The organism is Bradyrhizobium hipponense, from assembly GCF_008123965.1.
In the GTDB taxonomy this organism is placed as follows: domain Bacteria; phylum Pseudomonadota; class Alphaproteobacteria; order Rhizobiales; family Xanthobacteraceae; genus Bradyrhizobium; species Bradyrhizobium hipponense.
In genome coordinates, this window is sequence record NZ_VSTH01000082.1 from 40,567 (window position 1) to 54,269 (window position 13,703).

Annotated in this window: 12 protein-coding genes; 6 read left to right on the forward strand and 6 right to left on the reverse strand. The window is 64.9% G+C overall.

Translation table 11 applies throughout. From position 1 onward, the window contains the following. Positions 1-169 precede the first annotated feature (169 nt). Positions 170-724 (reverse strand): flavin reductase family protein, encoded by a 555-nt coding sequence (locus FXV83_RS24535; protein ID WP_148742009.1) that lies wholly within the window; start codon positions 722-724, stop codon positions 170-172. 57 nt (positions 725-781) lie between these two features. Next, a complete protein-coding gene (locus FXV83_RS24540) occupies positions 782-1,879 on the reverse strand; it encodes an LLM class flavin-dependent oxidoreductase (protein ID WP_148742011.1) in 1,098 nt (365 codons plus the stop codon). A 210-nt stretch (positions 1,880-2,089) separates the two neighbouring features. Here FXV83_RS24540 and FXV83_RS24545 point away from each other — a divergent pair, with 210 nt between their 5' ends. From FXV83_RS24545 to poxB, 3 genes are all read left to right on the forward strand, one after another. Further along, positions 2,090-3,004 carry a 2-dehydro-3-deoxygalactonokinase gene (locus FXV83_RS24545; RefSeq protein WP_148742013.1) on the forward strand — a complete coding sequence of 305 codons (915 nt, stop codon included), beginning with the start codon at positions 2,090-2,092 and terminating at the stop codon, positions 3,002-3,004. A 13-nt stretch (positions 3,005-3,017) separates the two neighbouring features. Then, positions 3,018-3,650: a 2-dehydro-3-deoxy-6-phosphogalactonate aldolase gene (locus FXV83_RS24550; RefSeq protein WP_148742016.1), complete on the forward strand. Its 633-nt coding sequence runs from the start codon at positions 3,018-3,020 to the stop codon at positions 3,648-3,650. Between the two features lie 108 nt (positions 3,651-3,758). Then, positions 3,759-5,495, forward strand: a complete 1,737-nt coding sequence (gene poxB, locus FXV83_RS24555; RefSeq protein WP_148742018.1) for a ubiquinone-dependent pyruvate dehydrogenase — start codon at positions 3,759-3,761, stop codon at positions 5,493-5,495. Between the two features lie 14 nt (positions 5,496-5,509). Here the strand turns inward: poxB and FXV83_RS24560 are convergent, their stop codons facing one another. Next, positions 5,510-5,875 carry a hypothetical protein gene (locus FXV83_RS24560; protein WP_187436127.1) on the reverse strand — a complete coding sequence of 122 codons (366 nt, stop codon included), beginning with the start codon at positions 5,873-5,875 and terminating at the stop codon, positions 5,510-5,512. Between the two features lie 68 nt (positions 5,876-5,943). Further along, positions 5,944-6,852 (reverse strand): PaaI family thioesterase, encoded by a 909-nt coding sequence (locus FXV83_RS24565; protein ID WP_148742020.1) that lies wholly within the window; start codon positions 6,850-6,852, stop codon positions 5,944-5,946. Between the two features lie 149 nt (positions 6,853-7,001). Here FXV83_RS24565 and FXV83_RS24570 point away from each other — a divergent pair, with 149 nt between their 5' ends. Together FXV83_RS24570 and FXV83_RS24575 are read left to right on the forward strand one after the other, a co-directional pair. Continuing rightward, entirely contained in the window at positions 7,002-7,319 is a 318-nt protein-coding gene (locus tag FXV83_RS24570) for a hypothetical protein (protein WP_148742021.1), read from the forward strand. A gap of 149 nt (positions 7,320-7,468) precedes the next feature. After that, a complete protein-coding gene (locus FXV83_RS24575) occupies positions 7,469-8,011 on the forward strand; it encodes a peptidoglycan-binding domain-containing protein (RefSeq protein WP_148742023.1) in 543 nt (180 codons plus the stop codon). Between the two features lie 4 nt (positions 8,012-8,015). Here the strand turns inward: FXV83_RS24575 and FXV83_RS24580 are convergent, their stop codons facing one another. Together FXV83_RS24580 and atzD are read right to left on the reverse strand one after the other, a co-directional pair. After that, complete coding sequence (locus FXV83_RS24580) at positions 8,016-9,491, reverse strand: amidase (RefSeq protein ID WP_187436128.1); 1,476 nt, start codon at positions 9,489-9,491, stop codon at positions 8,016-8,018. Positions 9,492-9,623: 132 nt separating this feature from the next. Next, positions 9,624-10,736: a cyanuric acid amidohydrolase gene (atzD, locus tag FXV83_RS24585; RefSeq protein ID WP_148742025.1), complete on the reverse strand. Its 1,113-nt coding sequence runs from the start codon at positions 10,734-10,736 to the stop codon at positions 9,624-9,626. A gap of 494 nt (positions 10,737-11,230) precedes the next feature. On the opposite strand from atzD, the gene FXV83_RS24595 reads away from it, so the two are divergent. Then, complete coding sequence (locus FXV83_RS24595) at positions 11,231-13,564, forward strand: Tex family protein (protein ID WP_148742027.1); 2,334 nt, start codon at positions 11,231-11,233, stop codon at positions 13,562-13,564. The last annotated feature ends 139 nt before the right edge of the window (positions 13,565-13,703 follow it).

The following is a 13,703-nucleotide window of genomic DNA, read 5'->3' on the forward strand; positions in this document are numbered from 1 at the left end:
TCTTCCCCTCTCCCCTTGTGGGAGAGGGTGGATCGCCGCGCAGCGGCGAAACGGGTGAGGGGTCTGCTTCCGCGAATCCACCGCCCCTGTGTACGAGGAGAGAACCCCTCATCCGGCGCTTCGCGCCACCTTCTCCCACAAGGGGAGAAGGGAACGGCAGTGCGCGCGGCTAAGAAAAATCGCTCCAGCTCAGATGCCGCGAGTCGAGATCGCCGACGGTTACGGTGCCGCGCATCTCGCGCGGGGTGTGGAAACTGCTGCGGAGATAGACGAGCGGGGTCGCTTCCGTCGCGTGCGACACGCCACTCACCTCGCCGACGAAGATCGAATGCGTCCTGGTCTCGAATTCCTGAGCCAGTACGCAGTCGAACGCGGCGACCGCATCCGTCAGCACCGGCGCGCCGGTTGCGCCGCGCGTCCACTGGCCGAAGGCAAAACGGTCGTCGCCGTTGACGCCCTTCTGACCGCTGAAGGTCAGCGCCAGCAGCGCGTGATCCTCGTGCAGGAAGTTGATTGCAAAAGCGCCTTCCTCGCGGATGCGCGCGTGCGCACTGGCGTTGCGGTTGACGCAAACGATCAGCGAGGGCGGATTGTCCGACAGTGAGCAGGCCGACGTCACCGTCAGCCCCGTGCGGGTGCCGTGCTCGGCCCCCACCGTCACCAGGGCGACGGCGCCGGCGCATTGGCGCATCGCCTGCTTGAAATCCTTTGCATCGATGCTCACGCCTGAGCCTCCGAAAATGAAGCGGGTGCGGCACGGTCGCGCCGCACCCGTTTCCGGTCAAGCCGCCTTCTTCGCGGAGCCGAGATGCGCCAGCCGCGGCATTACCTCGTTCTTGAGCAGCGAAAGCGAGTGGTGCCAGGCTTCTGCCTTGTGCTTGTAGTCGAAGCCGAACACCAGGAGCACGCCGAAGCCGCCGACCTCGTCGTAGATCTTCTCGATCTTCTCGGCGACGGTTGCGGGCGAGCCGACGATCCAGTTCCGTTTGGCGCAATATTCGACAGTGACGTCGCTGTCGGGCACGTCGGGCGCGTGCTTGAGATAATCCTTGAAGCCGAAATGGCCGAGCAGGGGCAGGAAGTATTCGCTCATCATCCGGCCCATCATGTCGCCGGTGGAGAGCTTCCAGGCCTCCGCGTCGGTGTCGGCGACGAACACCTCGCGCACCAGCCGCCAGTCCTGGCGGTTCGGCTTGCGTCCGGTTTTGGCGGCGCCGATCTCGACCGAGTCCCAATGGCTGCCGACATAGGCCGGGTTGAGGTTGAGGCTCATCGGGATAAAGCCGCGCTCGCCGGCGAGCTTTAGTGTGTCCGAGTTCTTGGAGAGCCCGGCAACCCCGATCGGCGGATGCGGCGCCTGCAACGGCTTGATGTGGGGCTTGAGGAAATCGAACATCGTGTCCGGCTTGGTCACCGTCCAGTACTTGCCCTTGTAGGTGAAGGGCGCAGGATCGGACCAAAGCTTCAGGATGATCTCCAGCGCCTCGCGGGTCATGTCGCGGTTCTGCCCGCTCATGCCGTCGACGTTGAACATCGCCCAGTCGCTCGGCAGGCCCGACGCCGCGACGCCGAAATTGAGCCGGCCCTCGGAGAGATGGTCGAGCATGGCGACGCGGTTGGCGAGCTCGGCGGGGTGGTGATAGGGCAGCAGGAAGCCGCCCGGTCCGATGCGGATATTCTTGGTCTGCATCAGCGCCTGCGCGATCAGCAGGTCCGGGGTGGGATTGGGTTCCCACGGCGCGGTGTGGTGCTCGCCGACCCAAGCCTCCTGATAGCCGAGCTCGTCGAGCCAGCGCATGACTTGCAGGTCCCAGTCGTTCCCTTCTTTCAGGCCGCACTCCGGCGGGTGCGAAGGCATCGTGAAATAGCCGATCTCCATGGGTTTCCTCATCTGATGTTGACGCGTCTTGTTGCGCGGTTCACGGACGTGATCGAGGAGACTTGAGCAAGCGGTGTGCCAGCCCACCAATGCCTCGAAGATGCGAGAAAATGCTGGTTTGCGCCGGCAATTGCCGATATCTCGGGGCAGATTTGCAGTCGTCGTCTCATTGTCGCGAGACGGCGTCCCGTTGGTGAGACGAGAAGCGATATGACTGAACCCGCCTATGTCGCGGTGGACTGGGGCACCAGCAGTTTTCGGCTGTGGCTGATCGATCGCGCCGGCGACGTCCTGGCCGAACGCCGCAGCGGCGAGGGCATGCTGGCTGCGGCCAAGGCTGGCTTCGCCGCGGTGCTGCAATCGCATCTTGCTGCGGTCGAGGCGCCGGATCATCTGCCCGTTCTGGTTTGCGGCATGGCCGGTGCCCGCACTGGCTGGGTTGAGGCCGGCTATGTCGACACGCCGGCGCCGCTCTCGGCCATCCTGCAGCAGGCCGCGCGCGTGCCTGGCGAGGTTCGCGACATCCGCATTCTGCCGGGCATCGCGCAGCGGGATCCCAATACGCCGGATGTAATGCGCGGCGAGGAAACCCAATTGCTCGGCGCGCTCGGCCTCGATGCCCCGGGTGAGGCGCTGGTCTGCATGCCCGGCACGCATTCGAAGTGGGTGCGTGTGAACAATGGCACCGTCGAGCAATTTTCGACTTTCATGACCGGCGAGCTCTTCAGCGTGGTGTCGCGCGAGACGATCTTGTCGCTTGCGGTGGCCGGTGCCGACGAGGCCGAGGACGTCGCGAGCTTCAAGGCGGCCGTGATCGCCGCGTTCGAAGCGCCGGCCTACGCAGCCAACCTGCTGTTTCGCGCGCGGTCGCGGCAGCTCCTGTTCGGCGGTACGCCGGCCGCGGCGCGCGAGACGGTTTCGGGCACGCTGATCGGCATCGAGCTGGCGGCAGGCCTCTCCCGCACTGTGCCGAAAGCGGGCATCACACTGGTCGCGTCGGGACGGCTGGCGATGCTGTATCGGCTGGCCTTTGACGCACTGTCGGTGAGCGCCGCACCGCTCGAGGCCGATGAAGCCGTTCGCCGCGGTCTGTCGATGGCGGCTGCCGCGATCTGGACAAGATAGAAGGAATTTTGACATGAGCGTTCCCTTTCCGCCGATGAAGCGGCCGCTGGTCGCAATCCTGCGCGGCGTGAAGCCCGAGGAAACCGAGGCCGTCGTCGGCGTGCTCATCGAGGCCGGCATGACCGCAATCGAGATTCCCCTGAACTCGCCGGATCCATTTCGTTCCATCGCGACCGCCGCGAAGCAAGCGCCGGCCGGCGTCCTGATCGGTGCCGGGACGGTGCTGACGGCGCAGGATGTCGATCGACTTCACGATGTCGGCGGTAAGCTCATGGTCTCGCCGAATGTCGACACCGAGGTGCTGGCGCGCGCGCATCAACACGGCATGGTGACGATGCCGGGCGTGTTCTCGCCGACCGAGGCGCTGCTTGCGGCGCGATCAGGAGCGTCGAGCCTGAAATTCTTTCCCGCGAGCGTGCTCGGCGCATCCGGCATTGCCGCGATCCGCGCCGTGCTTCCGGCCGGCGTGATGATCGCCGCCGTCGGTGGTGTCTCCGATCAGAATTTTTCGGAATACATCAACGGCGGCGTGACGGCGTTCGGGCTCGGCAGCAGCCTCTACAAGCCCGGCATGACGGCCGCCGATGTCGCGGCCCGCGCCAGGGCGACGATCGCCGCTTACGATCGGGCGATTGCGAAAGACTGAGCCGGCAATAAACAAGCCGTGATCCTGCCTGGTCTGTTGTCCCTCATATTGTCGCGATGTTGATGTTTCAGCATCGTACAATGTGGCGCGGGACAGCAGGAGACCGACATGGCGATCAACAACGTGGCCGATCTGTTCGCGGCAACGCTCGAACAGGCCGGCGTCAAGCGGATCTACGGCATTGTCGGCGACAGCCTGAATGCTCTAACCGAAGCGCTGCGGCGCCGTCGTACGATCGAATGGGTGCATGTTCGCCACGAGGAGGTCGCGGCCTTTGCCGCGGCTGGTGAAGCCGAGATGACGGGCAGCCTTGCGGTCTGCGCCGGCTCCTGTGGCCCGGGCAATCTGCATCTGATCAACGGCCTGTTCGACGCGCATCGCAGCCGGGTTCCCGTGCTGGCGATCGCCGCCCAGATTCCCACCGCCGAGATCGGCAGCGGCTATTTCCAGGAAACCCATCCGCAAAACCTGTTCCGGGAATGCAGCCATTATTGCGAGCTGGTCTCGGACCCGAGCCAGCTTCCTTACGTGCTCGAAAACGCCATCCGCGCCGCTGTCGGCTTGCGCGGCGTTGCCGTCGTCGGCATGCCCGGCGATGTCGCCTTCCGTGCACCGCCGAAGCGCGCGCTGTCGACGACGCGCGGCCTTGCGCTGTCGGCGCCGAAGATCGTGCCGGCGGAGGGCGAGCTGAAGGCGCTCGCCAACCTCCTGAACGGCGCCGCGCGTGTCACGCTGTTCTGCGGCCGCGGCTGCGCCGGGGCGCATGCGCCGCTGATGCAGTTTGCCGAAGCCCTGAAGAGCCCGATCGTGCATGCGCTCGGCGGCAAGGAGCATGTCGAATACGAGAATCCTTATGATGTCGGCATGACCGGCTTCATCGGCTTCTCCTCCGGTTACGCCGCCATGCACGCCTGCGACGCCCTGGTGATGCTCGGCTCCGATTTCCCCTACAAGCAGTTCTTTCCGACCGACTGCCAGGTCGCGCAGATCGACATCCGTCCGGAAAATCTTGGTCGGCGCTGCAAGATCGATCTCGGCGTCGTCGGCGATGTCAAGCTGACCATCGAGGCGCTGCTGCCGCTCCTCAAGAGCAAGACGCAGCGCAAGCATCTCGATGACGCAATCGGGCACTACAAGAAAGCGCGCGAAGGCCTCGACTCGCTGGCCAAGGGCACGCCGGGGAGTAAGCCGATCCATCCGCAATATCTGGCGAAGGTCATCAGCGACCACGCCTCCGACGATGCCGTGTTCACCGCCGATGTCGGCACGCCGACGGTGTGGGCCGCGCGCTATCTCGACATGAACGGCCGCCGCCGGCTGGTCGGCTCGTTCGTGCACGGCTCGATGGCCAACGCCATGCCGCAGGCGATCGGCGCGCAGGCCTCGCAACCCGGCCGGCAGGTGATCTCCCTGTCGGGCGACGGCGGCTTCACCATGCTGATGGGCGACCTGATCACGCTGACGCAGATGAAGCTGCCGGTGAAGGTCGTCGTCTTCAACAACGGCGTGCTCGGCTTCGTTGCGCTGGAAATGAAGGCTGCCGGCTTCGTCGACACCAATGTGGATCTTCAGAACCCGGATTTCGCGGCGATGGCGCGCGCGATGGGCATCTTCGCCAAACGCGTCGAGGATCCCGGCGAGCTCCCGGGCGCCATGCAGGAGATCCTGGCGCACAACGGGCCGGCGCTGCTCGACGTCGTCACCGCCAAGCAGGAGCTGTCGATGCCGCCGACGATTACGCCCGAGCAGATCAAGGGCTTCAGCCTCTGGGTCCTGCGCGCCGTGATGAACGGCCGCGGCGACGAGGTCGTTGACCTCGCCAAGACGAATCTGCTGCCGCGCTAAACCGCGATCATGCGCTAGCTGCGCTTGGCCGAGGGTTGAGGCAGCTGCTCGTCGCGGCGCTGGAAGCGTTGCCAATGCAGCACGATGCCGATCAGCAGCGCCGGGACGAAGCCCAGCGCGATCAGGAAATGCGGCAGTTGCTTCGGCGAGATGAAGGCAATCGCGATGTCGGAGATCAGCCAGAGCGCGGCGAACATCACCGCGAAATCCAGGCGCGGACAGCGGAGATAGTAGAACACGGCGGTGATGACGATGGCTGGCCCGATCGCGATGCCGATCATGACCGTCGTCAGCTCCTTCGGCGTCAGCGCGTCGAGCATCATCGCTGCCAACAGCCAGATGGCGGCGAACATGGCGACGATGTCGAGCGGATGCCGCAACCCAATTCCTCTCGCAGGATACGCACTATCGTTGTGGCCGCAAACCCCGTCCGTCAAGTAAAATACGCCTATTCCTCGTCGCTTCCGGGCGTCGGGCGCAGCATGAAATGACCGAAGGCGGAGGCGATCGGCCTATTCGCATCGTCCTGCCAGGCCCGCGCCTCGAAGGCGACGATGCGCCGGCCCTGCTTGACGATCGAGACATTGGCAAAGCTGTCCAGCGCGCGGCCGGAACGCAAATAGTTGACAGTGAGTCCGATCGGTTTTGGTAGTGCGGCGATCCCGAGCTCGCGCCTCACGCCGACGATCGCTGTGGTCTCGAGCAAGGCCCCGGTCATGCCGCCATGGATCGCGGGCAGGATTGGATTGCCGATGATCTTTGGCGAGAACGGCATCATCAGCGTGCCGTCGTCGTTGATGCGGATGCCAAGCCAGCGCGCGAACGGGCTGCTCGCGAACGCGCCGTCCGGATCCTCCGGCGCATCCAGCGTCGGGATGTTGCGCGAATCCATCCTGCCGTCCGCCAGCATGTTGGTGCGATTGGCGCCGATCATGAAGCAGGCGGTCGCGGTCGCCACCGGATCGCCCTCGGATTCCTGATAGGCGGTGGAGCGCACGAACGCGATCGAGCGGGTGGTGCGATAGCAGACCGAATGCGCCTTGATGTCGAGGCCCGGGGTCGCCGGTTTCTGGTAGTCGATGCGCAGATCCAGCGTCGCGATCGCGCTTGTGCCGTCGAGCGCGAGCTGCACCGCCATGCCGCAGCTCTCGTCCAGCATCGCCGTGACGACGCCGCCATGCAGCACGCCGGTCTCGGTGTCGCCGACGAACACGGGCCGGTAGGGCAGGCTCGACCAGGCCTCGCCCGGCGCGAACCGGTCAAGCTGGAGACCGCTGATATGGCCGTAGTCGGAGCGGCGGCCCTGGATGGCCTCGGCGAGTTCCTCGAACGGGAGCGTGGTCGGAGAGGTGGACATGGTGACGTTCTAGACCAGTGCCGAGCGCCACGCAAAACCTCGCATGCGCCGTCTAAGCCTGGTCCGCCAGGGCGGTTTGGCCTCGACAGAGCCGGGCGAAGCAACGATGGTGGACGTCCTGTTCGTCCACTGCTTGCCAAGGAGTGCCCATGGCCGATCCCGAGACGCCCGCCACCAGCCAGGGTCCCGTCACCATTTCGAGCTCCAGCGCGGAGCGGGCGCCCATCGTCTATTTCGACGGCGCCTCCTGCTTCGGCCATCACAACGGTGCGATCCAGATTGAGCTCGCCGCGAACCTCTTGATGCCGGTCGGCGCCGCCGTCAGGGTCGACGTGGTCCAGACCGCTCATCTGCGCTGCAGCGTGGCCGCGGCGCTGGCGCTGCGCGAAGCGCTCGACAAGGCGCTCGCGATGTATCAGCAGGGGCGGCAGCAGCCGACGGAAGAGATTCCGGCGGTGAAGAATTGAGGCTGCACTTCAACGCCTGGGAACTGGCCCGTTGCGATCGACTCGGGAAAAGCGCAGGGACACCGGTAACGTGTAACATTGCCGGTCCACTACCGTAAGCTCGCGGCCTGCGCTAGTCTCGATCGAAGACCCGCGGACTGGAGGCTCTCATGCCGGATCAGGAACACAGATCTGTCACGCCATCCTGGCTCACGTCACCTTTGCTGCTAACCTTGGTCGGCCTGATCGGAACGGGCACCGGAGCAGTCTTGCAAGGCTTCTGGAATACCAGACTCGAGCGCGAGAAGTTCGAATTTTCCTTGATCGCAAAGGCGTTGGCGGTCCCGAATAAGGATGAGGCCGCGCAAAATCTTAAATTCCTAGTCGATGCCGGGCTGATCAACCAATTCAACTCTGAGAAAATCGCCAAGCTGGCCGCCAATCCGAAAACGCTTCCGGACTTCCTCGGCCTGTCCGGACTGATTCCAGTGCGGCAGGGCAAGATGATCCTGTCGCGTGTTGGCACCTATCAAGGAGCGATCGATGATGAGTGGAACGACGCCTACCGCAAAGCGATCATCGATTTTCAAGCATCGCAGAACATGAATGCCGATGGATTGATTGGGCCTCAGACATTCGATCGAATGAAAACTGAATATACGAAAGCAACGGGCATTTGGCCGCCGGCTGAGACGCCTAAGTCGAAGCCATGAGCACTCACCCGTTCGTCACATGCACCTTCGGCTTCTTGCCGTCGTTCCACTTGCCGTCGAGCGCGCGCTCGATCTGCGCAGCAAGTTGCAGCAGCAGGCCGTCATTCGCCTGTTTTGCAATGGCCTGGATGCCGAGCGGCAGGCCGTGCTCGTGGGTCGCCATCGGCATCGAGATCGCGGGCATGCCGCAGAGATTGGCGAGCGGCGTAAACGCAAAGTTGCGCCAGAGATTGCCGAACCAGTCGAGCACGTCAGGATTGTCGGAGATGGTGAGAAACTCTTTCGTCCCGACCTTCGGCGTCGGCAACGCGGTGATCGGCGTCAGGATCACGTCCCACTGCTCGAAGAACGCACCGAAGCTGCGCGACGTCGTGTTGAACACGCCCTGCATCTTTGCGCGCTCGGCAAAGCTTGTGTGCCGGCCTGCTTCCCAGATCCGGACGTTGACGGGCTCGATGAGATCTTCCGGCGGCCGCTCCAGTCCGCGCGCAGCGAGCACGTTGGCGATCACCACGGCAAAGTTGCTGATGTAGCAGGTGGTCTGCGCCTCGAATGCGGCGCGGAAGTCGAGCTCGGGCAGGGCATAGTCGACGTGATGACCGAGGCCTTCGAGGAAACGGCCGGCCTTGGCCAGCTCGGCGGCGATGTGCGGCGTCGCGGTGTAGTCGCCCCAGGTGTGCGACAGCGCAATCCGAAGCTTGCCGGGATCGCGCTTGATCATCTCGCCGTAGGGCTGCGCCGTGGTCCAGAACGGCATAAACTCGCCGGGAGCGGGGCCGCGGGCGTGGTCGACAAAGGCGGCGGTGTCGCGCACGGAGCGCGATTGGCAGCCCTGGATCGAGACGAGGCCGGTGAGGTCCGACATGTGCGGGGCCAGCGAGAACACGCCGCGCGAGACCTTCAGCCCGATATTGCCGTTGACGCCGGCGGGAATGCGAATCGAGCCGCCGCCGTCGGTTGCATGCGCGATCGGCACCACGCCGGCCGCGACCATCGCCGCGCTACCCGCCGACGAGCCGCAGGTGGTGTAGTCGGTGTCCCAAGGATTGCGCGTGACATAAACGGCGGGATTGTCCGCCGAGCTGCACACGCCGAACTCCGGCGTCGTCGTCCGTCCGATCAGGTTCAGCCCGGCCTGACGGAATTTACCAGTCAGGAACGTGTCGGCGGCGGCGCGATTGCCGCGCATCAGCAGCGAGCCCATCTCCTGAAGCCGCCCTTTCATGGTTGGCCCCAAATCCTTCATCAGGAAGGGCAAGCCGGCGAAAACACCGGCAAGATTGGCGCCGTCCTTGGCCGGGTCGGCGATCACGTCCTCGAACAGCTCGACCACGCCCGACAGCGCCGGATTGACTTTGGCGACGCCGGCGGCGGCCTGGCGCGCCAAGTCCTTCGCCGTGAGCTCGCCCTTGCGGACGCGCGCCGCCAGCCCCACGCCATCGTGCTGCGCCCATTCGTTCCAGCTCATCGGCAAAGTCATGCGGTCCAAACCTCTTCGTGCGCCACCATCTTAGTTTCGCACAGGAACAGTTTAATCAACTGAGCCGGCGCGAAGGGCAGGGTTGCGCCGGATGGAGGGGTCGTTTGCGAGCCGGCATTGCATGCGCACGCATCAATTCGAGAGCTTTGCGATCACCGCGACCGGCCCGCCGCCGGCCGGCCCCTGGTGCTCGGCGCCACCGGAGACGTAGACCGCACTGGTGCCAGCGAGGCCGGCGATCAGGCCGCCGACCGCGGCGCGGGCGTGGCGTGTCGAGCTGATGTCGGTGTCTTCCAGCATGGTGTGGCGCAAGCCGCGCACGCTGCCGTTCGGCGAGGCCTCCGCCTTGGCGAAGATATTGACGAACTTGCGCCCCGCGGTTGCCTGCGGCGCGATCCCGAGTCCGACGCTGTTCAGCGCTGCGATCACCGCGGCGGAGTCGATGGCGTCGCTCATCACGGCGTGCCCGATCTCGAATTCGCTCACCGATGACGCCGAATTGCCGAGCACGATGACGACATTGTGCATCAGCTCGATGCCGGCCGAGGTCGAAGCGACCTTCGAGAACAAATCGTAGCGCCGCAGCACGTCCTCGTCGCCGATATCGGATGCGATCTCGCCAAGCGCGACCGCAACCCCGAGCGCGGAGGCGCCGCGCGAATACGCCATCGAGCCGTAGGCGCTGGTCGTCGCCGTCTTGTTGCCACGCGCGCTTGCGGCCTCGACACGGTCGCTGGTCAGCAGCGGGCACTTGATCTGCACGAAATGGACGTCGGCGGGATCGGCGATCCCGGCATCCTCCATCGCGGTCTTCACCGCCTTGGCCGTCTCCGCGATCTGTGCGGAACGGCCGAGCTCCTCGGGGAGGAAATCCCTCGTGTGCGCCATGCCGATGCTCAGGCGTTTGCCGGAGATGCCTGCGGGCTGTTCGCCGACTTCCCGGCGCGTGAATACGGTGATGTGCGGGCTGAGCACACCCTCGGTGCCGCCGGACATCACGAAGGCGATGCGCTGCTCGACTTCGTGCGGCGTCAGGCCGAGATGAGGCGCCAGCGCCGTGCACAGCGCGGCAACGGCGTATTCCCGGGTGAAATCATTGACGCCGCCATTGCCCTCGGTTTTGCCGAGGATCGCCAGGATCGATGCCGGATCGATCGCGCCGGAGTCGATCACGCTCATGAGGCCGGACACGTCGCCGGGGCCCTTGGTGGCGATCCTGATGACGCCGAACGATGTCGTCCGCATTATTGTCCTCGTGTGGGGTTCAGGGGCCCGGCGGACAGACCAGCCGTCGAACGGGGGCGGCTGTCAATCCCCGTTGTCGTCCTGGCGAAAGCCCCCATTGGCGCTAAAATAGTTTGATCATGGCCTGGTAGCGTCGCTTGCGTCTGGGCGGCTCGCGTAGATGTCGCTGGAGAGCAGGCGAAAGCCAGGACCCATTACCCCAGGGAGCAGTTTGGCGAAGACTCGTCGTTCGGTACTGCTACCGACTGAGATTGATAGATTCCGCGGTATGGGTCCCGGCTTTCGCCAGGACGACAAGGGGATAGAGTCTTCACGTCACCAACGTTCGCCATACCCGCACGATTGTGGCGAGATCGCATCGCGCCCGCAAGAAAAAACCTCTGTCGACGGTTGCGCGCCGCACCTTGATGAATCAACCTTGGTTGGTCCATAAGCGGCGTCCCGCGGCCCGGTCTCGGTTTCCGCGTTGCGTGCTTGGATAGAGGGGTTCTCGCGTGGCGAATATCAACCTGAAAATTGCGCAGGAGCTTGGGGTTCGCCCGGAGCAGGTCGAGGCGGCGGTGACGCTGCTCGACGGCGGCGCCACGGTTCCCTTCATCGCCCGCTACCGCAAGGAAGCGACCGGTGCGCTCGACGACACGCAATTGCGCAACCTGGAGGAGCGTCTGGTTTACCTGCGCGAGCTCGAAGAGCGCCGCAAGGCCATCCTCGAATCGGTCCGCGAACAGGGCAAGCTCGATGCGGCGCTGGAAGCCACCATTCTCGCCGCCGACAGCAAGGCGCGCTTGGAAGACATCTATCTGCCGTTCAAGCCGAAGCGCCGCACCAAGGCGGAGATCGCCAGGGAAGCCGGCCTCGAGCCGCTTGCCAACCAGCTGATGGCGGAGCCTGGCAACGATCCGAAAATCGTGGCCGAAGCCTTCGTCAACGCAGAGAAGGGCGTCGCGGATGCCGCCGCCGCACTCGACGGTGCCCGCGCCATCCTGGTCGAGCGTTTCGACGAGGATGCCGACCTGATTGGCGCTTTGCGCGAGGAGATGTGGACCAATGCGCGCATGGCATCCAAGGTGCGCGACGGCAAGAAGACGGAAGGCGAGAAGTTCGCGGACTATTTTGATTTCTCCGAGCCGCTGACCAAGCTGCCCTCGCACCGCATCCTCGCGATGTTCCGTGGAGAAAAAGAAGAGATCCTCGACCTCCAGATCCAGGCCGAGGCCGAGGCGCCGCCGCCTGGCGTGCCGGGCGCCTATGAGCTGAAGATCATGAAGCGGTTCGGCATCGCCGATCTCAAGCGGCCCGGCGACCGCTGGATGATCGACACCGTGCGCTGGGCTTGGCGCACCAAGATCCAGGTGCATCTCAACATCGATCTGCGCATGCGGCTGTGGAATGCGGCCGAGACCGAGGCCGTGCGCGTGTTCGCCTCGAACCTGCGCGACCTCTTGCTTGCCGCGCCCGCCGGCACCCGCGTCACCATGGGGCTCGATCCCGGCTTCCGCACCGGCGTCAAGGTTGCCGTGATCGACGCAACCGGCAAGGTGGTCGATACAGCCGTGATCTATCCGCACGAGCCGCAGCGGCAGTGGAACGAGGCGCTCGCGATCCTCGGCAAGCTGGCGCTGAAGCATCACGTCGAGCTGATCGCGATCGGCAACGGCACCGCCTCGCGCGAGACCGACAAGCTCGCGGCCGACCTCGTCAAGGGCCTGCCCGACTTGAAGATGACCAAGATCGTGGTGTCGGAAGCCGGCGCGTCGGTCTATTCGGCTTCCGCCTTCGCTTCGCAGGAATTGCCGAGCATGGACGTCACCCTGCGCGGTGCGGTCTCGATTGCCCGGCGCCTCCAGGATCCGCTCGCCGAGCTCGTCAAGATCGAACCCAAGGCGATCGGCGTCGGCCAGTATCAGCACGATCTCGGCGAGGCCAAGCTCGCACGCTCGCTCGATGCCGTGGTCGAAGACTGCGTGAACGCCGTTGGCGTCGACGTCAACACCGCCTCCGCGCCGCTGCTCGCGCGGGTGTCAGGTGTAGGCTCGGGCCTCGCGCAGAGCATCGTGCAGCATCGCGACGCCAACGGCCCGTTCAAGTCGCGAAAGGCGCTGAAAGACGTGCCGCGGCTCGGGCCGAAGGCGTTCGAGCAGTGCGCGGGCTTCTTGCGCATTCTCGGCGGCGAGGATCCGCTCGATGCCTCCGGCGTGCATCCGGAAACCTATCCGGTGGTGCGGCGGATTCTCAGCGCTACCAAGAGCGATATCAAGGCACTGATCGGCAACAGCGAGATCGTGCGCACGCTGAAGCCGAAAGACTATGTCGATGAGACATTCGGTCTGCCGACCGTCACCGACATTCTGCGCGAACTGGAAAAGCCCGGCCGCGACCCGCGCCCGGCATTCAAGGCCGCGGTGTTCAAGGAAGGCGTCGAGGAGATCAAGCATCTCAAGAAGGGCATGATCCTGGAGGGCACTGTGACCAACGTCGCTGCCTTCGGCGCCTTCGTCGACATCGGCGTGCACCAGGACGGGCTCGTCCACATCTCGGCGATGTCGAAGACCTTCATCAAGGACCCGCGCGAGGTGGTGAAGCCCGGCGACATCGTCAAGGTGAAGGTGCTGGACTTCGAGGTCGCACGCAAGCGCATCTCGCTGACGCTGCGGCTCGACGACGAGGTCGGCGAGAAGAAGGATGCGCCCGGCATGCAGCGCGACAATTCACGCAACACCGCCCGCATGACATCGTCGGCGCCGCGCAAGCAGGAGTCCTCTGGCGGCGGCGCGCTCGCCGAAGCCCTGCGCCGCGCAGCCGAGAAGAACGGCGGCAAGCGCGCGTGAGTCCTTACCTCTCCTCGCTCTTCAGCCGGGAGAGGTCGGAATCCGCGCGCAGCGCGAATTCCGGGTGAGGGGAGCCCCCGCGAGTTGAGCTGCTCGACGTACGGAGAGAGCTCTATCCACTCGTCATTGCGAGTTGGGA